Source organism: Microbacterium phycohabitans (assembly GCF_032464935.1).
GTDB lineage: Bacteria > Actinomycetota > Actinomycetes > Actinomycetales > Microbacteriaceae > Microbacterium > Microbacterium phycohabitans.
On sequence record NZ_JAWDIT010000001.1, the window covers coordinates 690615 to 710163 of the forward strand.

29 protein-coding genes are annotated in these 19549 nt (G+C 67.4%); 2 read left to right on the forward strand and 27 right to left on the reverse strand.

The genetic code is table 11. The features are described 5' to 3' along the window. Position 1 precedes the first annotated feature (1 nt). The 22 genes from RWH44_RS03290 to rpsJ form a co-directional block, all read right to left on the reverse strand. Entirely contained in the window at positions 2–589 is a 588-nt protein-coding gene (locus RWH44_RS03290; RefSeq protein WP_298871134.1) for an adenylate kinase, read from the reverse strand. Then, positions 586–1908 (reverse strand): preprotein translocase subunit SecY, encoded by a 1323-nt coding sequence (secY, locus tag RWH44_RS03295; protein WP_076673717.1) that lies wholly within the window; start codon positions 1906–1908, stop codon positions 586–588. Before secY ends, RWH44_RS03290 begins: the two co-directional genes overlap by 4 nt. A gap of 109 nt (positions 1909–2017) precedes the next feature. Then, the gene (gene rplO, locus RWH44_RS03300) at positions 2018–2551 is read right to left on the reverse strand and encodes a 50S ribosomal protein L15 (protein WP_298871132.1); all 534 of its coding nucleotides are present in this window, start codon (positions 2549–2551) and stop codon (positions 2018–2020) included. After that, positions 2551–2736, reverse strand: a complete 186-nt coding sequence (gene rpmD, locus RWH44_RS03305; RefSeq protein ID WP_013583998.1) for a 50S ribosomal protein L30 — start codon at positions 2734–2736, stop codon at positions 2551–2553. Before rpmD ends, rplO begins: the two co-directional genes overlap by 1 nt. Continuing rightward, the gene (rpsE, locus tag RWH44_RS03310; protein ID WP_013583999.1) at positions 2736–3416 is read right to left on the reverse strand and encodes a 30S ribosomal protein S5; all 681 of its coding nucleotides are present in this window, start codon (positions 3414–3416) and stop codon (positions 2736–2738) included. The genes rpmD and rpsE overlap by 1 nt, the downstream gene beginning before the upstream one ends. Continuing rightward, on the reverse strand, positions 3413–3772 hold the full coding sequence (rplR, locus tag RWH44_RS03315; RefSeq protein WP_043361012.1) for a 50S ribosomal protein L18: 360 nt from the start codon (positions 3770–3772) through the stop codon (positions 3413–3415). Before rplR ends, rpsE begins: the two co-directional genes overlap by 4 nt. Before the next feature lie 2 nt (positions 3773–3774). Then, on the reverse strand, positions 3775–4311 hold the full coding sequence (gene rplF, locus RWH44_RS03320) for a 50S ribosomal protein L6 (RefSeq protein ID WP_076673713.1): 537 nt from the start codon (positions 4309–4311) through the stop codon (positions 3775–3777). A 6-nt stretch (positions 4312–4317) separates the two neighbouring features. After that, on the reverse strand, positions 4318–4716 hold the full coding sequence (gene rpsH / locus RWH44_RS03325) for a 30S ribosomal protein S8 (protein ID WP_013584002.1): 399 nt from the start codon (positions 4714–4716) through the stop codon (positions 4318–4320). 93 nt (positions 4717–4809) lie between these two features. Then, positions 4810–5400, reverse strand: coding sequence for a 50S ribosomal protein L5 (gene rplE, locus RWH44_RS03330; RefSeq protein WP_076673711.1), 591 nt, complete (start codon positions 5398–5400; stop codon positions 4810–4812). 2 nt (positions 5401–5402) lie between these two features. Continuing rightward, positions 5403–5762, reverse strand: a complete 360-nt coding sequence (rplX, locus tag RWH44_RS03335) for a 50S ribosomal protein L24 (protein ID WP_076673708.1) — start codon at positions 5760–5762, stop codon at positions 5403–5405. Positions 5763–5764: 2 nt separating this feature from the next. Beyond that, positions 5765–6133: a 50S ribosomal protein L14 gene (gene rplN, locus RWH44_RS03340; RefSeq protein ID WP_013584005.1), complete on the reverse strand. Its 369-nt coding sequence runs from the start codon at positions 6131–6133 to the stop codon at positions 5765–5767. 35 nt (positions 6134–6168) lie between these two features. Continuing rightward, positions 6169–6495, reverse strand: coding sequence for a 30S ribosomal protein S17 (rpsQ, locus tag RWH44_RS03345; RefSeq protein ID WP_076673706.1), 327 nt, complete (start codon positions 6493–6495; stop codon positions 6169–6171). Further along, the gene (gene rpmC, locus RWH44_RS03350; RefSeq protein WP_058623969.1) at positions 6495–6809 is read right to left on the reverse strand and encodes a 50S ribosomal protein L29; all 315 of its coding nucleotides are present in this window, start codon (positions 6807–6809) and stop codon (positions 6495–6497) included. The genes rpsQ and rpmC overlap by 1 nt, the downstream gene beginning before the upstream one ends. Next, positions 6809–7228: a 50S ribosomal protein L16 gene (rplP, locus tag RWH44_RS03355; protein WP_013584008.1), complete on the reverse strand. Its 420-nt coding sequence runs from the start codon at positions 7226–7228 to the stop codon at positions 6809–6811. Before rplP ends, rpmC begins: the two co-directional genes overlap by 1 nt. Next, positions 7228–7986, reverse strand: coding sequence for a 30S ribosomal protein S3 (gene rpsC, locus RWH44_RS03360; RefSeq protein ID WP_058230882.1), 759 nt, complete (start codon positions 7984–7986; stop codon positions 7228–7230). Before rpsC ends, rplP begins: the two co-directional genes overlap by 1 nt. Beyond that, on the reverse strand, positions 7986–8384 hold the full coding sequence (gene rplV / locus RWH44_RS03365) for a 50S ribosomal protein L22 (RefSeq protein WP_013584010.1): 399 nt from the start codon (positions 8382–8384) through the stop codon (positions 7986–7988). Before rplV ends, rpsC begins: the two co-directional genes overlap by 1 nt. Before the next feature lie 22 nt (positions 8385–8406). Continuing rightward, on the reverse strand, positions 8407–8688 hold the full coding sequence (gene rpsS, locus RWH44_RS03370; RefSeq protein ID WP_013584011.1) for a 30S ribosomal protein S19: 282 nt from the start codon (positions 8686–8688) through the stop codon (positions 8407–8409). Between the two features lie 12 nt (positions 8689–8700). Then, the gene (gene rplB / locus RWH44_RS03375; protein ID WP_013584012.1) at positions 8701–9540 is read right to left on the reverse strand and encodes a 50S ribosomal protein L2; all 840 of its coding nucleotides are present in this window, start codon (positions 9538–9540) and stop codon (positions 8701–8703) included. 24 nt (positions 9541–9564) lie between these two features. Further along, positions 9565–9864, reverse strand: a complete 300-nt coding sequence (rplW, locus tag RWH44_RS03380; RefSeq protein ID WP_116536909.1) for a 50S ribosomal protein L23 — start codon at positions 9862–9864, stop codon at positions 9565–9567. After that, positions 9861–10523, reverse strand: coding sequence for a 50S ribosomal protein L4 (rplD, locus tag RWH44_RS03385; protein WP_298871101.1), 663 nt, complete (start codon positions 10521–10523; stop codon positions 9861–9863). Before rplD ends, rplW begins: the two co-directional genes overlap by 4 nt. Before the next feature lie 2 nt (positions 10524–10525). Further along, positions 10526–11185, reverse strand: coding sequence for a 50S ribosomal protein L3 (gene rplC, locus RWH44_RS03390; RefSeq protein WP_056226244.1), 660 nt, complete (start codon positions 11183–11185; stop codon positions 10526–10528). A gap of 8 nt (positions 11186–11193) precedes the next feature. Beyond that, positions 11194–11502 carry a 30S ribosomal protein S10 gene (gene rpsJ / locus RWH44_RS03395; RefSeq protein WP_013584016.1) on the reverse strand — a complete coding sequence of 103 codons (309 nt, stop codon included), beginning with the start codon at positions 11500–11502 and terminating at the stop codon, positions 11194–11196. Between the two features lie 481 nt (positions 11503–11983). Here rpsJ and RWH44_RS03400 point away from each other — a divergent pair, with 481 nt between their 5' ends. Beyond that, positions 11984–13072: a PqqD family protein gene (locus tag RWH44_RS03400; RefSeq protein WP_316003465.1), complete on the forward strand. Its 1089-nt coding sequence runs from the start codon at positions 11984–11986 to the stop codon at positions 13070–13072. A gap of 59 nt (positions 13073–13131) precedes the next feature. Next, on the forward strand, positions 13132–13782 hold the full coding sequence (lepB, locus tag RWH44_RS03405; RefSeq protein ID WP_316003466.1) for a signal peptidase I: 651 nt from the start codon (positions 13132–13134) through the stop codon (positions 13780–13782). Between the two features lie 104 nt (positions 13783–13886). Here the strand turns inward: lepB and RWH44_RS03410 are convergent, their stop codons facing one another. From RWH44_RS03410 to RWH44_RS03430, 5 genes are all read right to left on the reverse strand, one after another. Next, positions 13887–14102 (reverse strand): hypothetical protein, encoded by a 216-nt coding sequence (locus RWH44_RS03410; RefSeq protein WP_298871093.1) that lies wholly within the window; start codon positions 14100–14102, stop codon positions 13887–13889. Positions 14103–14262: 160 nt separating this feature from the next. Further along, the gene (locus tag RWH44_RS03415) at positions 14263–14871 is read right to left on the reverse strand and encodes a hypothetical protein (protein ID WP_316003467.1); all 609 of its coding nucleotides are present in this window, start codon (positions 14869–14871) and stop codon (positions 14263–14265) included. A 118-nt stretch (positions 14872–14989) separates the two neighbouring features. Next, complete coding sequence (locus RWH44_RS03420) at positions 14990–15832, reverse strand: helix-turn-helix domain-containing protein (protein ID WP_316003625.1); 843 nt, start codon at positions 15830–15832, stop codon at positions 14990–14992. Between the two features lie 276 nt (positions 15833–16108). Further along, positions 16109–17989, reverse strand: coding sequence for a DUF4012 domain-containing protein (locus RWH44_RS03425; RefSeq protein ID WP_316003468.1), 1881 nt, complete (start codon positions 17987–17989; stop codon positions 16109–16111). Next, positions 17986–19419 carry a hypothetical protein gene (locus RWH44_RS03430; protein ID WP_316003469.1) on the reverse strand — a complete coding sequence of 478 codons (1434 nt, stop codon included), beginning with the start codon at positions 19417–19419 and terminating at the stop codon, positions 17986–17988. Before RWH44_RS03430 ends, RWH44_RS03425 begins: the two co-directional genes overlap by 4 nt. Positions 19420–19549 lie beyond the last annotated feature (130 nt).

Below are 19549 nucleotides of genomic sequence, written 5' to 3' on the forward strand. Positions count from 1 at the left end.
GTCAACGAGCCGAGATGCCGCGGGCGTCGAGCGCCGCGTAGATGCGCGCGGTGACCTCGTCGAGGCTGCCGACGCCGTCGATCTCGTCGACGATCCCGCGGGTGCCGTACACCTCGAGGATCGGCGCGGTCTCGCGCTCGTAGATGCCCAGACGGGTGGCGATGGCCTCTTCGGTGTCGTCGGCACGGCCCTGCTCCGCGGCCCGGGCGGTGAGCCGCGACAGCGACTCCTCACGCGGCACGACGAGGGCGATGACGGCGTCGAGCGACTCGTCGCGACCCTCGAGGAACTCGTCCAGGTGCATCACCTGCGCGAGGTTGCGCGGGTACCCGTCGAGGAGGAAGCCCTCCGCGGCGTCCGGCTGGGCGAGACGGTCGCGCACGACCGCGCTCGTGAGCTCATCGGGTACGAGGTCCCCCGCGTCGATGATCGACTTCACCTGGAGGCCGAGCTCGGTGCCGTCCTTGACGTTGGCACGGAAGACGTCGCCCGTCGAGACGACGGGGATGCCGAGGGCTTCGCCGACACGGACGCCCTGCGTTCCTTTTCCGGATCCCTGAGGTCCGACGATCAGAAGACGCGCGGTCATCGCAGCAGCCCTTCGTAGTGACGCTGCTGGAGTTGCGCGTCGATCTGCTTCACCGTCTCGAGACCGACGCCCACGATGATGAGGATCGAGGCCCCGCCGAAGGGGAAGTTCTGGTTGGCACCGACCGTCGCGAGCGCCACGAGGGGCAGCAGGGCGATGAGGCCGAGGTAGATCGAGCCCGGCAGCGTGATGCGGGTCAGGACGTAGTCCAGGTACTCCGCCGTGGGGCGACCCGCACGGATGCCGGGGATGAACCCGCCGTACTTCTTCATGTTGTCGGCGACGTCGACGGGGTTGAACGTGATGGCGACGTAGAAGTAGGCGAACCCGATGATCAGGAGGAAGTAGATCAGCATGTAGAGCGGGTGGTCACCGCGCGTGAGGTACTGCGAGATCCACGTCACCCACGGCGCCGGCTCCTGGCCCGCCTGCGGCTGGTTGAACTGCGCGATGAGCGCGGGGATGTACAGCAGCGACGAGGCGAAGATGACGGGGACGACACCGGCCATGTTGACCTTGATGGGGATGTACGTGTTCGTACCACCGTAGGTACGACGACCCACCATGCGCTTGGCGTACTGCACCGGGATGCGGCGCTGGGACTGCTCGACGAAGACGACGAGCGCCACGATGACGATGCTCACCGCGAGCACGAGGAGGAAGACCTCGACACCGCGGGCGTTGAGGATCGAGATCATCGCGCCGGGGAAGGTGGCGGCGATCGAGGTGAAGATGAGGATCGACATGCCGTTGCCGACACCGCGCTCGGTGACGAGCTCGGCGAACCACATGACCAGGCCGGTACCGGCGGTCATGGTGATGATCATGAGCAGCTGCGCCCACCAGATGTCGTTGGTCAGCAGCTGCTGGCACTCGGGCACGCCGGCGGAGCCGAAGAGCTGGCCCGAGCGGGCCACGGTGACGAGGGTGGTCGACTGCAGCAGCGCCAACGCGATCGTCAGGTAGCGGGTGTACTGGGTGAGCTTGGCCTGACCGGCCTGGCCCTCTTTGTACAGGGTCTCGAAGTGGGGGATCACCACGCGCAGCAGCTGCACGATGATGGTGGCCGTGATGTAGGGCATCACGCCGAGCGCGAAGATCGACAGCTGCAGCAGCGCGCCGCCGGAGAACAGGTTGACGAGGGAGAGCAGACCCTCGGTGCCGCCCGACTGGTTCAGACACTGCTGGACGTTGGGGAAGTCGACGAAGGGCGTCGGCACGTGGGCACCCAGCCGGTAGATGGCGATGATGCCCAGCGTGAAGGCGATCTTCCGCCTCAGGTCGGGCGTGCGGAAAACCCGCGCGATGGCGCTGAACAAGGGAGAATCCTCCAGAACGATCTCGGCGCGCGACGGGGCGCACACCAAATCAGACTAACCCAGAAGGGGCCGACGGCCGTAAGGCCGCCGGCCCCTCCGGGGTCGGGCGTCAGTTGACGGAGCCGCCTGCGGCGACGATCTTCTGCTCAGCGGAGCCGGAGACCTTGTCGACCGAAACGGTCAGCGCGACCGAGATGTCGCCGGTGCCGAGCACCTTGACCTTCTCGTTCTTGCGGACGGCGCCCTTGGCCACGAGGTCGGCGACGGTCACGTCGCCACCCTGCGGGTAGAGCTCGGCGAGCTTCTCCAGGTTCACGACCTGGTACTCGACGCGGAACGGGTTCTTGAAGCCGCGGAGCTTCGGGGTGCGCATGTGCAGCGGCATCTGCCCACCCTCGAAGCCGACCTTGACCTGGTAACGGGCCTTGGTTCCCTTGGTACCGCGACCGGCCGTCTTACCCTTCGAGCCCTCACCGCGACCGACACGGGTCTTGGCGGTGCGAGCACCCGGGACGGGACGCAGGTGGTGGACCTTGAGCACGCCGGGGCGCGCCGCGGGGGCTTCCTTCTTGGCGGCCGTCTTACCGGCCGTTGCCTTCTTCGGGGCGTCGACCGTGGCGGTCTCGTCCTTCTTGGCAGCCATTAGTCGATCTCCTCAACCTTGACGAGGTGGGCGACGGTCTTGACGTATCCGCGCGTCTGCGCGTCGTCGGGACGGACGACCGAGTCGCCGATCCGCTTGAGACCGAGCGAACGCAGCGTGTCACGCTGGTTCTGCTTCTCGCTCACCTTGGACTTGATCTGCGTGACCTTCAGACGCTCGGCCATCAGGCACCTACCTTCTGAGCGGCGGCCTCGGCGCGCACGAGGCGGGCCGGGGCGACCTGGTCGAACTCCAGGCCACGGCGAGCGGCCACGGCGCGGGGCTCTTCGAGCGACTTCAGAGCCTCGACGGTCGCGTGCACGATGTTGATCGTGTTCGACGAACCGAGCGACTTCGAGAGGACATCGTGGATGCCGGCGCACTCGAGGACGGCGCGGACGGGACCACCGGCGATAACACCGGTACCGGCGGCGGCGGGGCGCAGGAGCACCACACCGGCGGCGGCCTCACCCTGGACGGGGTGCGGGATGGTCGAGCCCGAGCGCGGGACGCGGAAGAAGTTGCGCTTGGCCTCTTCGACACCCTTCGAGATGGCGAGGGGGACTTCGCGGGCCTTGCCGTAACCGACGCCCACGACGCCGTTGCCGTCACCCACGACGACGAGCGCCGTGAAGCTGAAGCGACGACCGCCCTTGACGACCTTCGACACGCGGTTGATCGTCACGACGCGCTCGAGGAACTGGCTCTCGTTGCGGTCGCGCGAACCACGGTCGCGCTGGTTGGTGTTGCGCTCGCGACCACCGCGACGGGGCTCGCGCTCGCGCTCGGCGGGGGCCGTGGCCGCAGCCGCACCCTCTGCCGGTGCAGTCTGCTCGGTCACTTCGGTCTCCTTGTTGTCACTCACAGGTTCAGCCCTCCTTCGCGAGCTCCGTCGGCGATCGCGGCGACGCGGCCGGCGTAGCGGTTGCCGCCACGGTCGAACACGACGTCGGAGACGCCCACGGCCTTGGCACGCTCGGCGACGAGCTCGCCGACCTTGCGGGCCTTGGCGGTCTTGTCACCGTCGAAGCCGCGCAGGTCGGTTTCGAGGGTCGAGGCGGAGGCCACGGTGTGGCCCTTGCTGTCGTCCACGACCTGGACGAACACGTGGCGCGCGGAGCGCGTCACGACGAGACGGGGGCGCAGCTCGGTGCCGACGACCTTCTTGCGAAGGCGCGCGTGACGACGAGCACGAGCGACAGACTTTGTCTTGACAGCCATGGTCACTTACCACTCTTTCCGGCCTTGCGACGCACGACCTCGCCCGCGTACCGCACACCCTTGCCCTTGTAGGGCTCGGGCTTGCGGATCTTGCGGATGTTGGCGGCGGCCTCGCCGACGGCCTGCTTGTCGATGCCACTCACGGTGACCTTGTTGTTGCCTTCGACCGTGAGGGTGATGCCGGCGGGCGGGTCGATGAGCACGGGGTGCGAGAAGCCCAGGGCGAACTCGATCGAGCTGCCCTTCTGCGCCACGCGGTAACCCGTTCCGACGACCTCGAGGCCCTTGGTGTAGCCCTGGGTGACACCGATGATGTTGTTGTTGATGAGCGTGCGGGTCAGGCCGTGGAGCGACCGCGACTCGCGCTCGTCGTCGGGGCGGGTGACGAGAACCTGGTTCTCCTCGACCGACACCTCGAGGGGCTGTGCGATGGTGAGCGCGAGCTCGCCCTTCGGGCCCTTGACGTTGACCTCCCGGCCGTTCACCGAGACGGTGACACCGGCGGGGATGTCGATGGGAAGACGTCCAATACGCGACATGTCAGATCACCACACGTAGGCGAGGACTTCCCCGCCGACGCCCTTCTGCTCGGCCTGACGGTCGGTGAGGAGACCGGAGGAGGTGGACAGGATGGCGACGCCGAGCCCGCCGAGGACCGTGGGGACCTCGGTCGACTTCGCGTACACGCGGAGGCCGGGCTTCGAGACGCGCTTGATGCCGGCGATCGACCGCTCGCGGTTCGGGCCGTACTTCAGCGTCATGTTGAGGGTCTGGCCGACGCGCGCGTCTTCGACGCTCCAGTCGGCGATGTAACCCTCCTGCTTGAGGATGGCGGCGATGTTGGTCTTGAGCTTCGAGCTCGGCATCGACACGGAGTCGTGGTGCGCCGAGTTCGCGTTGCGCAGACGGGTCAGCATGTCTGCGACCGGGTCTGTCATCGTCATGTGTTGCTTCTTTCTTTCATGAGGTTTCGGCTGCCGTTACGCGACAGCCGACCTTCGATGACGGGCCCCCGGAAACCCCGGGGGCCCGAGGCGTCAGGCCTGCTGGTCGGCCGACTGGAAGGGGAAGCCGAGCTGGCGGAGCAGCGAGCGGCCTTCGTCGTCGGTCTTGGCGGTGGTGACGATGGTGATGTCGAAACCACGCACGCGGTCGATGCGGTCCTGATCGATCTCGTGGAACACGGACTGCTCCTGGAGACCGAAGGTGTAGTTGCCGTTGCCGTCGAACTGCTTGGCCGACAGACCGCGGAAGTCGCGGATGCGGGGCAGGGCGAGGTTGACGAGGCGGTCGATGAACTCCCACGCACGGTCGCCGCGGAGGGTGACGTGCGCGCCGATGGCCTGGCCCTCACGCAGCTTGAACTGCGCGATGGACTTGCGGGCCTTGGTGACGACGGGCTTCTGACCGGTGATCTTGGTGAGGTCGTCGACCGCACCATCGATCACCTTGCTGTCGCGAGCGGCCTCGCCGACACCGGTGTTCACGACGACCTTGACCAGGCCGGGGATCTGCATGACGTTCTCGTAGCCGAACTCGTCCTGCAGCGCCTTCTTGATCTCGGCGTTGTACTTCTGCTTGAGGCGGGGCTGGATCTTGCCAGTCTCCGCGGCAGTCACGGTGCTCATGTTCAGAGGTCCTTGCCTGACTTCTTCGCGTAGCGCACACGGACGGTGCGCTTGACGCCGTCCTTCACCTGCTCCTCGACACGGTGGCCGACACGGGTCGGCTTCTTGGTCGAGGGGTCGACGAGCGCGACGTTGGAGATGTGGATCGGGGCCTCGAACGTCTCGATGCCACCGGTCTTGGTGCCGCGCTGGGACTGGCCCACGCGGTTGTGCTTGGTGACGTAGTTCACGCCCTCGACGATGACGCGGTTCTGCTCGGACAGGACCTCGAGGACCTTGCCCTGCTTACCGCGGTCGCCGCCGCGCTCGGGCTTGGCGCCCGAGATGACCTGAACCAGGTCGCCCTTCTTGATTTTCGCCATGATCAGATGACCTCCGGGGCGAGCGAGACGATCTTCATGAACTTCTTGTCACGAAGCTCACGACCGACCGGTCCGAAGATGCGGGTGCCGCGGGGCTCCCCGTCGTTCTTCAGGATCACGGCGGCGTTCTCGTCGAACTTGATGTACGAGCCGTCGGGACGGCGGGTCTGCTTCACGACACGGACGACGACGGCCTTGACCACGTCGCCCTTCTTGACGTTTCCACCCGGGATCGCGTCCTTGACCGTGGCGACGATGACGTCACCCAGGCCGGCGTAGCGACGGTTGGAGCCGCCGAGCACGCGGATGGTGAGCAGCTCCTTGGCGCCGGTGTTGTCGGCGACCTTCAGCCGGGATTCGTTCTGAATCACTTTTTACTCCTTGGGTTCCAAGCAAGCCGCGAGGCTTACTTGGCCTTCTCGAGGATCTCGACCAGGCGCCAGCGCTTGGTGGCGCTGAGCGGACGGGTCTCGTTGATGACGACCAGGTCGCCGATGCCCGCCGAGTTGGTCTCGTCGTGCGCCTTGACCTTGGAGGTGCGGCGGATGACCTTGCCGTAGAGCGGGTGCTTCACGCGGTCCTCGACCTCGACGACGATCGTCTTGTCCATCTTGTCGCTGACGACGTAGCCACGACGCGCCTTGCGGTACCCGCGGGCGTTCTCGTCGCGAACGTCGTTCTCGGCGTGCTCGTGACCGGCGACCTGCGCCTCGGCCTTCTTCGCGGTAGCCATTACTCCGCCTCTTCCTTTGCGGCGTCGTCAGCGGCATCCGCCTTCTTCGCCTTGCTCTTCTTCGCCTTCGCCGGAGCCTCGACCGGAGCCGGGGTGGCGCGGATGCCGAGCTCGCGCTCACGGATCACCGTGTACAGACGCGCGATGTCGCGCTTGACTGCACGGATGCGACCGTGGCTCTCGAGCTGGCCGGTGGCCGACTGGAAGCGCAGGTTGAACAGCTCTTCCTTGGCCTTGCGCAGCTCCTCGACGAGGCGCTGGTCTTCGAACGTGTCGAGCTCGCTCGGAGCGAGCTGCTTGGTGCCGATCGCCATTACGCGTCGCCCTCCTCGCGCTTGATGATGCGTGCCTTCAGCGGCAGCTTGTGGATGGCACGGGTGAGTGCTTCACGAGCGAGTTCCTCGTTGACACCCGCGACCTCGAAGAGGACGCGGCCCGGCTTGACGTTGGCAACCCACCACTCGGGGGATCCCTTACCGGAACCCATGCGGGTTTCGGCCGGCTTCTTGGTGAGCGGACGGTCGGGGTAGATGTTGATCCACACCTTTCCACCACGCTTGATGTGACGCGTCATGGCGATACGAGCGGACTCGATCTGACGGTTGGTCACGTAAGCGGGGGTCAGAGCCTGGATGCCGAACTCACCGAACGACACCGTGGTGCCACCGGTGGCCTGACCCGAGCGACCGGGGTGGTGCTGCTTGCGGTACTTGACCTTGCGGGGGATGAGCATTACGCCGACGCTCCTTCTGCCACGGGGGCCTCGTTGCGCGGGCCACGACGACGGTCGCCACCGCGGTCGTCACGACCGCGCGACTTGGGCGCGTTGGCCTGCTCGCGGGCGAGCTCCTTGTTGGTGAGGTCGCCCTTGTAGATCCAGACCTTCACGCCGATGCGGCCGAAGGTCGTCTTGGCCTCGTAGAAGCCGTAGTCGATGTTCGCGCGCAGGGTGTGCAGGGGCACACGGCCTTCGCGGTAGAACTCGGAGCGGCTCATCTCGGCGCCGCCGAGGCGGCCCGACACCTGGATGCGGACACCCTTGGCGCCGGCACGCTGCGCACCCTGCAGACCCTTGCGCATCGCGCGACGGAACGCCACGCGAGCAGAGAGCTGCTCGGCGACACCCTGCGCGACGAGCTGAGCGTCGGCCTCGGGGTTCTTGACCTCGAGGATGTTCAGCTGGATCTGCTTGCCGGTGAGCTTCTCGAGGTCGGCGCGGATGCGCTCGGCCTCGGCGCCGCGGCGACCGATCACGATGCCCGGACGGGCGGTGTGGATGTCGACGCGGACGCGGTCACGCGTGCGCTCGATCTCGATGTTGCTGACACCGGCGCGGTCGAGCGAGGTGGTCAGCAGGCGACGGATCTTGATGTCCTCGGCGAGGTAGTCGGCGTAACGCTGACCGGGCTTCGTCGAGTCCGAGAACCACCGCGACACGTGGTCGGTGGTGATGCCGAGGCGGAAGCCGTACGGGTTGACCTTCTGTCCCATTACTTGCTCGCCTTCTTGTTGGCGCGAGCCGGGGCCGCCTCAGCGGTCTCGGGCGTCGCGAGCACGACCGTGATGTGGCTCGTGCGCTTCTTGATCTGGAAGGCGCGACCCTGAGCGCGGGGCTGGAAACGCTTGAGCGTCGTGCCCTCGTCGACGTACGCGTTCTTCACGTACAGGTCGGCGTCATCCAGGTATTCGTTCGTCTTGTCGGCGGTGACGCGAGCGTTCGCGATGGCCGAGGCGACGAGCTTGTAGATCGGCTCGCTCGCGCCCTGCGGCGCGAACTTCAGGATCGCGAGGGCCTCTTCGGCCTGCTTCCCCTTGATGAGCGCGACGACGCGACGAGCCTTCTGAGGGGTCACGCGGATGTGTCGCACACGTGCGATGGACTCCACCATTTCTCTCTCCTCCTCGGTCGCCTTAGCGGCGACGGCCCTTCTTGTCGTCCTTCACGTGGCCGCGGAAGGTGCGGGTGGGCGAGAACTCGCCCAGCTTGTGGCCGACCATGGTCTCGGTCACGAACACGGGGATGTGCTTGCGACCGTCGTGCACGGCGATGGTGTGTCCCAGCATGGCGGGGATGATCATCGAACGGCGCGACCAGGTCTTGATGACGTTCTTGGAACCGGCTTCGTTCTGCGAGACGACCTTGCGAAGCAGGTGCTCGTCGACGAAGGGGCCCTTCTTAAGGCTGCGAGGCATCTTCCTCTACTCCTACTTGCGCTTCTTGCCGGCGGTGCGACGGCGGACGATCAGCTTGTCGCTTTCCTTGTTCGCGTGGCGGGTGCGGCCTTCGGCCTTACCCCACGGCGAAACGGGGTGACGACCACCGGAGGTCTTACCCTCACCACCACCGTGCGGGTGGTCGACCGGGTTCATGGCGACACCACGCACGGTCGGGCGGACGCCCTTCCAGCGCATGCGGCCGGCCTTGCCCCAGTTGATGTTCGACTGCTCGGCGTTGCCGACCTCGCCGATCGTCGCGCGGCAGCGGACGTCGACGTTGCGGATCTCGCCGGAGGGCAGACGCAGCTGCGCGTAGGGGCCGTCCTTCGCGACCAGACGCACGGATGCGCCGGCCGAACGGGCCATCTTCGCGCCGCCACCGGGACGCAGCTCGATCGCGTGGATCACGGTACCGGTGGGGATGTTGCGCAGCGGCAGGTTGTTGCCGGGCTTGATGTCGGCGCCGGCGCCGGACTCGACGACGTCACCCTGCGACAGCTTCGCGGGGGCGAGGATGTAACGCTTCTCGCCGTCCGCGTAGTGCAGCAGCGCGATGCGCGCGGTGCGGTTGGGGTCGTACTCGATGTGAGCGACCTTGGCGTCGATGCCGTCCTTGTCGTTACGACGGAAGTCGATCAGACGGTACTGACGCTTGTGGCCACCACCGATGTGACGCGTGGTGATGCGGCCCTGGTTGTTGCGGCCACCGGTCTTCGACAGCGGGCGCAGCAGCGACTTCTCGGGCGTCGATCGGGTGATCTCGGCGAAGTCGGCCACCGACGAGCCGCGGCGACCGGGGGTCGTGGGCTTGTACTTGCGAATAGCCATTGTTCTTGTCCTCTATCCCGACCGTCAGCCGACAGACGTGAAGATGTCGATGGTGCCCGACTTCAGCGAGACGATGGCGCGCTTGGTGTCCTTGCGCTTGCCGATGCCGAAGCGGGTGCGACGGGCCTTGCCCACGCGGTTGATCGTGTTGACCGAGGCGACCTTGACGCTGAAGATCTTCTCGATCGCGAGCTTGATCTCGGTCTTCGACGCACGGGGGTCCACCAGGAAGGTGTACTTGCCCTCGTCGATGAGCGAGTAGCTCTTCTCGGAGACGACCGGCTTCAGGATGATGTCGCGCGGGTCCTTGTTGACGGCGGTCATGCCGAGACCTCCTCGGTGGCGCCGGTCTTCGACGCGACGAACGCGTCGTAGGCGGCCTTGGTGAAGACGATGTCGTCGGAGACGAGCACGTCGTAAGCGTTCAGCTGGCCGAAGGACAGCACGTGGACGTACGCGAGGTTGCGCACGCTCTTGACGGTCAGCTCGTCGTCGCGGTCGATGACCACGAGGACGTTCTTGACGGCGCCGAGCGTGTTCAGGACGGTCGCGGCGGTCTTGGTCGAGGGCGCGCCCTCGATGCCGAACCCGTCGACGACGTGCAAACGCTGACCCCGAGCGCGGTCGCTGAGCGCACCCAGGAGGGCGGCGGCGATCATCTTCTTGGGGGTGCGCTGGCCGTAGTCGCGCGGCTTCGGGCCGTGGACGATGCCACCACCGGTCATGTGCGGCGCGCGGATCGAGCCCTGACGGGCGTTACCCGTGCCCTTCTGCTTGAAGGGCTTGCGACCGGCACCCGAGACCTCGCCACGACGCTTGGTCGAGTGCGTGCCCTGGCGAGCCGCGGCGCGCTGCGCCACGACGACCTGGTGGATGAGCGGGATGTTCGTCTTGACGTCGAAGATGGCGGCGGGCAGCTCCACGGAGCCTGCCTTCTTGCCGTCGGCCTTCACGACGTCGAGCGCGAGAGTCGAGTCAGCCATGATCAGGCACCCTTCACTGCGTTGCGGACGTAGACGATGCGGCCACGAGCACCGGGGACGGCGCCCTTGACGAGCATCAGACCCTTCTCGGCGTCGACGGCGTGCACCGTGAGGTTGAGGACGGTCACGCGCTCGCCACCCATACGGCCGGCCATGCGCATGCCCTTGAAGACGCGGCTCGGGGTCGACGAGGCGCCGATCGAACCGGGCTTGCGGTGGTTGCGGTGCGCACCGTGAGATGCGGAGACACCCTTGAAGTTGTGACGCTTCATGACACCCGCGGTGCCCTTGCCCTTGCTGGTGCCGACGACGTCGACCAGCTGGCCGGCCTCGAAGAGACCGTCGACGGTGAGCTCCTGGCCCAGCGCGTAGTCGGCGGCGTCCGCGGTGCGCACCTCGGTGAGGTGGCGGCGCGGGGTGACACCGGCGGCGTCGAAGTGAGCCGTGAGGGGCTTGTTCACCTTGCGGGGGTCGATCTGGCCGTAGCCGATCTGAACGGCGTTGTAGCCGTCCTTCTCGAGCGAGCGCAGCTGGGTCACGACGTTCGGAGCGACCTCGATGACGGTGACGGGAACGAGCTTGCCGTTCTCGTCCCACACCTGGGTCATGCCGAGCTTGGTGCCGAGGAGGCCCTTGGAGATCTTGGAGTTGATGTCAGCCATGTCGAACCTCAGAGCTTGATCTCGATGTTGACATCGGCCGGGAGGTCGAGACGCATCAGCGAGTCGACGGCCTTGGGCGTCGGGTCGATGATGTCGATGAGGCGCTTGTGGGTGCGCATCTCGAAGTGCTCGCGGCTGTCCTTGTACTTGTGGGGCGACCGGATGACGCACACGACGTTCTTCTCGGTCGGAAGGGGAACCGGGCCCACCACGGTGGCGCCGGCACGGGTCACGGTGTCGACGATCTTGCGCGCCGACGAGTCCAGCCCGGCGTGGTCGTACGACTTCAGGCGAATGCGGATCTTCTGTCCCGCCATTGTCTGCTCTCTCTCTTTCTCGCGTCTTACCCGACCTGGGGCATTGGACGCACGGTGGTGCTGACGCACCCTGGCACTTCCCCTCGCTCTCGCGAGAGATGCTGCACCGCTGTTCAGCTGTCAAACCGGACGCCATGGCATCCGGCCCGCCCCGCGCACGCACGCGTGCGAATCCCGTGAAGGATGAGGGGTTCGGTGTGGTGTTCTGCTGCCCGCGGCCCAGGACCCTGCGCTCTCGCGCCGCCTGTGCACTGCCCTGACAGTGATCCTGGCGCGCGCACAGCGCACGCCGGAATGTGGAACTGGACTAGTCTACGGACCCCCGGCACGTGTCGCAAACCCGGGCGTGTCGCGTGCGGCCGATGCTCAGGATCGCCACCCGAACGGGCCCGATCGCGGCGGACACCAGCCATAGGATGGTCGCGCCTGGGGGGCACCCGCATCGAGCATCGAACGTCTCCGGCCGGGCAGGAAGGCACGGATGAGTCCTGCTGACGAGGGGTCCGCACCCGCGAGCATCTGCACCGTCGACGCGATGGGCGTCGTCGTCGAGGTGCGCAGCGACGCTCCCCTGCCCGATGAGGTGCGCACGCGTATCCGCGAGGCCTGGAAGGACTGCCGCGTCGGGTCCGAGGCCGCGAGCGAGCGCCGCGTGCTCGAGCTGCCCCCCAACGCGTTCCTCGACCCCGAGGGCGGCCTCTCCAATCTCTCCACCCTCGTCACCCTGGAGGCCCTCAACGCCCTCCGCGGCACACGACTGCTCCTGCACGCGGCCGGGGTGGCCGCCGCGGATGGACGGACGATCGCACTGGTGGGGCCCTCTGGTCGCGGCAAGACCACGGCATCCCGTCATCTGGGAAAGCACTTCGGCTACGTGAGCGACGAGACCGTCGCCGTCGCCGACGACCTCTCGGTGAGCCCGTACCGCAAACCGCTCTCGGTCATCACCGAGGGGCTGGTCCACAAGGAACAGATCGCGCCGAGCACCGCCGGGCTGCACGGGCTGCCGGATGCCCCGCTGCGGCTCGTCGCGCTCACCCTCATCGATCGTCGACCGGACTCCACGACGGTCGGCCTCGAGGTCATCGACCTCATCGACGCCGTCTGCGAGATGACCCCGCAGATCAGCTATCTGCCGGAGATGCCCGCCCCCCTGCAGCGGCTGGCGAAGCTATTCGACGCGATCGGCGCCCCCACTCGTCTGATCTACCGGGATGCCACCGAGCTCCCGGCCCTCGTACAGCAGATGTTCGATGCTCCGCCGCCGCGCGCCGCGACGTGGACGATTCCCCACCGTGCGGACTCCGCGGGGCCGTGGCGAGCCACCGCCTACGACGATGCGATCCTCGTCGACGGACGGGCGTGCATTCTCTGCGACGGCGTGGTCACCGCTCTCGAGCAGCTGGGCCGACTCGTCTGGACGATGTGTCTCGCGGGGGCCTCGGAGGAGGCGATCGTCGAGGCGGCCTCGGCGGAGTTCGGCGAGCCGGCGGAGGGGAACGCGGCGGAGGCGATCCGGTCGACCCTCGAAGAGCTACGCACGCGCGGGTTCATCGAGGCGACGCGATGACCCCGACCTCTCCCCCGGCGCCGCGTCCGCGCGGATGGCGACGGGTGCGTCGATCGCCCGTGACGCACATCGTCGCCGCGTTCGTGGTGCTGGCCCTCGTGCAACTGTTCTTGGTCAAGCCGTTCCAGGTGCCCTCGGAGTCGATGTCGCCCACGCTCGAGACCGGCGACCGCATCCTCGCCGACCGCATCTCCCTCGTCGCGTCCGACCCTGCTCAGGGAGACGTGGTGGTCTTCTCCCGCCCCGACACGTGGGCGACGGATGCCGCGCCGCGCGGAGCGCTGCGGACGGCCGTGGGATGGGTCGGCGACCTCGTCGGCTTCGGCCCGAGCAACCTCGACGCTCTCGTGAAGCGCGTGGTCGGGCCGCCGGGTTCCACGGTGCAGTGCTGCAGCGCCCAGGGACAGGTCGAGGTCGACGGCGTCGCGCTCGACGAGGGGTACGTCCGCAACGATCTGCCGTTCGTGGCCGGGCAACTCGACTGCGACACCGTTCCCGCGTCGGCGCGATGCTTCGGTCCGATCAGCGTGCCGGTGGGCCAGTACCTCGTGATGGGCGACAACCGCGCGAACTCGGCGGATTCGATCATCGGATGCCGGGGTGCCCCGGCATCCACGGACTGCGCACGGTTCGTGACGCGCGGTGACGTGATCGGCGAGGTGCGGGCGATCGTCTGGCCCCTCGACCGCGCTTTCGGCCCCCTGGATTGACCGCGAGCCCTCGCGCCGGACTCACGCGGTGAGCGCCCGCTGCCCGCGGCTCACACGACGTCGGCGCCGCCCCGGTGCGGGGACGGCGCCGACGTGAGACGCGATCAGGCGTTGCCGATGTTCTTGTCGACGTTCGCCCGGACCTCGTCGACCTTGGCGTGCTGCTCGGCGGGAACGACCTTCTTGATCGCTTCGGCCGCACCGTCGAGGATCTTGTCGCTGACCTCTTCGGCCTTCTCGCTCTTGAGAGCCTCTTCGATCTTGTCGCGGTTCTCGTCGAGCAGCTTCTTGCCCTTGTTGATGATGTCGTCGACGCCCATGGCGTTCCCCCTTCGTCTGTCGATCACCCGGATCGGCCGAGCGATGTGGGTGCCATTCTGACGGGGTGTAGACCTCGATGGAAGGGCGGCTTGCTCCTGCTCTCGGCAACAGAGAATGCCCGACGTCGACGACGCCGGGCATTCTCTCTTGGACGAGTATTTAGGGGGTGCTCGAGACGTTGGTCACGGAGACGCCGTTGTTGACTGCCGTCGCGCTGACCGATACGGCAGCCGACAGCGGAGTGTCCTCGGAGATCTCGGCAGGGTCGAAGGTTCCGGCGTACTTCGCGCGGGGGGCGAAGATGGACACCTGTGCCGGAGATCCACTGGATCCGGAGACCGTGACGGGCTGACCGGTGAAGTCGACTCGACGGTTGGTTCCGCTGACGGCGGCCACGGTCCAGACGGTGCCGCCGCTGGTGATGGTCTCGCCGACCGTGAACAGGGAGCCGTCTTCCTTGGTGATCTGGCCTGTGATGTTAGTGCCCGTGACGCGGTACGTGGCCTTGAGGTTGCCCGTCGAGTACGACCCGATGACGTTGCTGAGCTGGATACCGGCGTTCTGGAACTGACCCGAGAACGTGCTGTTCGAGTAGTTGGCAACGATGTTGCCTCCGACCAACGCCTGGATGTTCGCGCTGGCCGGGCTGGCGGAGGCCAGCGGCGCGGCGACGGCCACGGCGATGACGGGCGCGGCCCACGCGGCGGTCTTGATGACGGCGCGGCGGCTGACGGAGCCGGTGGCGGTCTCGGAGTTCTCGGTGCTCATGTGCCCCCCCTGGAGTGAAGTGGATGCCCTCCCCGGTCGGGTGGGGAAAGGGCGCTACAGGGGTGATCGTGCTGATCCGGACGGGTGATACCCAGGGTGAAGCGGTAAACCCGGCGCGTCAGGTATGAGACATGACGCGTTGCGCGCGAACGACAGAGGCGCGACGCGGTGAACGCACGCGCGTCGGCGACGCCTGCCCCTCTGCGGCGAAGGCGCGGGCGAGGGATGACCCGTTGGCGAGTCCGCACGCGTGGGCGATGCGCTCGACGGACAGCGAGGAGTAGGCGGGGTCCTTCAGCAGGGTCATCGCGTGGCGTACCCGGGCTGCCCGGATGCTCCGGTCCATCGTCGTCCCCCGGACGGAGAAGTTCCGCTGCAGGGTGCGCAGAGAGATGTTCAGTTCCGCGGCGACGGAGGCCGCGGTCAGCTCGGGATCACCGATCCGCGCGGTGATCACCGACAGCGCCGCGGCATAGAGGTCCACCCCCGCCTTCTCGCTCCGCGTGCGCAGAGACGCGACGACGACTCCCACCACCATCTCCTGCAGCAGACGCTCCATGAAGTAGAGCGAGAGTCCGGTCTGTTTGTCCCGCGTCGTCACGCAGGTCCATGCGAACGTCAGGAAGGGCCAGAACAGCGCCGAATGCGTATCGACGACCTGGGAGAACGGCGCCTCGATCCCGATCCCGCTGAGCACTTGTGCGGGGAGGGTCACGATGAGATGGCACTTCGCCGACGGCAGGATCGCGGTCGCCTCATCCGAGACGAGCAGGGCGGCGCACGGCCCCTTCTCCGTCACCACTCCCCTGGAGGAGGGGGGTCGTTCGAGGGCGACGATCACCGCCACCTCGCCGGCCGAGAATGCGGGCGCCGCCACCGTGGGCCGGGCACCCAGCGTCGCACGGATACGGACGCTGCCGAATGCGGCCTCGATAGGGGCGTCGACGAGCGCGATGACCATCGATGACACCCCCCGCGAGACAACGGCGCTGCGCGCCCCGCGCGGCCACCGACGTCGATTCGCACGTCGACGCACGCCCCATCGAAACCGTACGAACGCAACGGCGCCTCAGAGGAATGTCAAGGTCTTGTCAAGATTGCGTAAAGGTGCAGTCGGTTTGCGCAGAGACCGAGGCGGTGCATGTCCATTACACGCATTCACCGCTCTCGTACGGGTTGGATTCGGCCTGTCGGTCGCGATTCGCGCCTGGGCGCCTCGTGCGAGGGCCGTGAAATGTCAGCTCGAGAAGCCCGCCAGGAACGGATCGCACGAGGAGTCGATCGTCACCGGGGTGTCGTTGGCGGTCGGCGTGTGCCGCAGATCGAGCGGACCGAGGGGGCCACTGGGCAGCTGCACGGTGTACGAGACGGTGCGCGACTCGTTCTGACCGAGCGTGACCATCCGGCTTTCACCGGTGTTGCCGTTCTCGTTACCGCTGCGCGACAGCGACGGGATGTCGCCCTGCCCGGGATCCATCGCCGTGATCGTCGCGCCGGGGGGCGCGAAGAAGAGCGTGTCCAGCATCATCGTGCGCGGCGGCAGGCCGTAAGAGCTGTTGCGGAAGCCCAGCGTGTAGGCGTTCGTGATGTCATCCGTGATGCCGTTGCGCATGTTCATGCTGACGTTCACGGTGCGATCGGCCGCGTTGCACGAGGCGAAGACCTCGGTGGAGAGGTGGTACTCCAGCTTGCCGACCGAGAAATCGTTCAGGTAGATGCCCAGCTGCGTCGAGGCGGCGTTATCGGCTCGCAGGCCGCCGTCCAGACCGACCTCGGTCACGAGCGCCTGCGCCTGCTCGTCGGTGAACCAGAGGTTGATGCGCTGCTCCTGCGCGCTGCGGGTGAGCTGATCGAACATCGCGATCGGGTTCCACTGTCCCGCGGCGAGGCGCGAGAAGACGGTCGACGAGACGGCCGCGAAGAACTCGTCGGACGATCGCCCGTTGTCGCCGGCGTCACCGTAGCGCTGGTAGGCGTCACTGAGCACGAGCTGCACCGCGTTCTCGGAGGTGATCTGCTCACCGGTCGGCAGATCGACGGGCCCGAGAACCTCGAGCATGTGCGACAGCACGACCGGGTCGATCGAGATCACACCGTCGAACTGCGACCCGTCGGTGCGCTTCCAGAGCGATTCGAACAGGCGCGCCGTGGTCGGGAAGTCGGGTGAGAACGTGAAGTCCTGCGAGTACCGCGTGAACGTGTCGGGGTAGAGCGCGAGAGTGCTTTCAGGCAGGTCGAGCGCTGACCGGCCGGCCTGACCCGCGGCGTAGAACGCCATCGAGTCGGACTGCTCCTTGAGCTGGATGCGTCCGTTGTCGACGACCATGACGCTCGATGCGGCGGGGTTTCCTCCCGTGGCGCGGATCTCCGCGTTGTTCTGGAAGACCACCAGGTACGTCTTGGGGCCGTCGGCGCCCGCCGCCGCGAGTAGCGACGGCAGGTACTTCTGCACGAGGGTGAGGGAGGGGGCGGCCTGATCGACGATCTGCGCGACCTGGTCGAGCGGTTCGGTGACGATCGGCAGGAGGTTCTTGCGGTCGATGCCGTCGGTGACCACCTTGGCGTCGGTGAAGGCCGCGGTGATCTCGGGTAGAGCGCCCTCGGCCGCGCGGAACGGCTCGAGGTTGATGCCGCCGCCCTCGACGGCCAGCGACGAGAAGTCCGAGGCAGACAGCAGCGCGACCGTGGGCGGGAGCGCGCGCGCGGTGAGCTCGCGCGTCATGGCGGTGAGGCTCTGCACCGCCTCGGTGTTGTCTTTGACCAGGGGAAGGGAGGATGCCAGGTCCCACAGCGGTCCTGATGAATTGGCGTCCGCCCGATTCGTCTGCTCGAGCACCTCACCCGAAACCTGGTTCAGACCCGCGATGTCACGGTTGGCGACGATCTGCGGGACGAAGGAGAGCTTCGCCTGAGCCCCGAGGAGGTCGGTTCGGACGACACCCGCCTGGTGGGCGAATGCGAGGGCGACGGCTGCCGCGCCGAAGACGGCGAAGCCGAACGCGCCGAGGGTCCAGCCGGTGATGGCGGCGGCGAGCTTGGTGCGCCGCGAGGGCGTGGGTGCTTCGTCGACGTCGGAGCGACGGGAACGGTCGCGACGCGAGCTCGAGTCCCCGGTCACGAGCTGGTCCCCGTACCGTCACCGGTGGCCGGGGGGTCGATGACGATCGGCGGGAGACCCGGCTCCGTCGTCGGCGGATCCGTCGGGGTTTCGGCGGGCGGATCGGTGGGATTCGTCGGGGGCGTGGACTCCGCCGGCGACGGAGAGGGCGCGGGTGACGGGTTCGTCGATCCGCCTCCCGTATTCGATCCCCCCGAGCCGGGATTGCGGCTCGGCTGCTGCGTGGGTGTCCGCTCGCGCTCTGCCTCCTCGAGCCCCAGGACGCGCTGATTCTCGGCGCGCAGAGCGTCCACGGCCGCGGCGTAGACGGGCATCTCTGCAAGCCCGTCTCCACCGGCCTGCTGGGCTGCCGTCACCCGTCCCGCCGCATCGGTGACCGCCGCGCGGAAGCTCTGTGTCGCGGAATCGTTCTCGACGACCAGCTTGTCGGCCTCGGACCTGATTGCGGATCCGAGCGCCGTGAGCTCCGATCTGAAGGCCGACACCGCCGCGGTGATCTGCGACCGGGCATCGCGTGCGTCGGTGATCAAGGTGGGCAGCGACTCGCGGGCGAGACGAACGCCGTCGATCGCCTTGCCGACGTCGGCGAGCGACTTCTCATCGATCGACGCACGCTGATAATCGGGAATGGAGACGGGCGCGGCCGTAGCAGATGCCTGCAGCAGCGTGCCCCGAGCCGACTCGGCCGCTCCCAGGGCAGCTCCGTCGACGCGGCCCTGCAGGGCGACGAAAACGGACTCGCTCGCCTGGGCCAGCGACGCAGCCTCCGTCACAGACGCGTCGTAGAGGTCGGCGGCGGTCTGAAGCACCTTCGTGTCGTTCGCGAGCTCGGCCTCGCGCTCGCGCAGGCTGACCATCGCGTCGTCAGCGGGGTTCGCCGTCGCGCGTTGCACAACGGCGAAAGATGCCGTGCCAACGATGGCGAGCACGGCGACCACGGCAGCAGCCACGCTCAGGTAATTGACCGCGCCGGCCTTGCGTCGTCCCCCGAACAAGGGCCTCTTGCCGACCTGCGCCAGTTCGGGTGCCTGCCACCCGGCGTCTTCGGCGGACTTACCGCCGGCGCCGACGAGTGCTGCCAGTGCCGCGCGAGAGTCAGGAGTGGAGGCGGGGCGGGAACCGCCGACGAGCTCCGAGAGCGCCTTCCGCGAGTCGGCTGTCGGCTCCGGCGCCGATCCACCGGTCAGGTCGGCGAGATTCTGCGAATGTGAGGACGCGGAGGCTGACACGCCCTCTCCGACGAGGGCCCGCAATTGGGTCGATTCCGATGCGACTCGCGCGTCGACCGAGATAACAGCCGAGGCGCCAACCAGGTCACGCAAAGCGGCAACGTCCGTCGGAGCCGGCGCCGCCGACCGTGCCTGGTCATCTGATTCGGTCGAGGATCCGACGAGCTTTTTGAGATCGTTCATGGCGTCTCCCCGGCGCATCTCCGGCGCCGTTCTGCGAATGTCGTAGGGTAGTCGAGGGGGCGCCGAGTACGGCGCGGATTATCTCGGGCAACAATAGCCGGAGAAATCTCGCGGATCAGCCGGGCACCCACTCCAGAGACGACAGGCG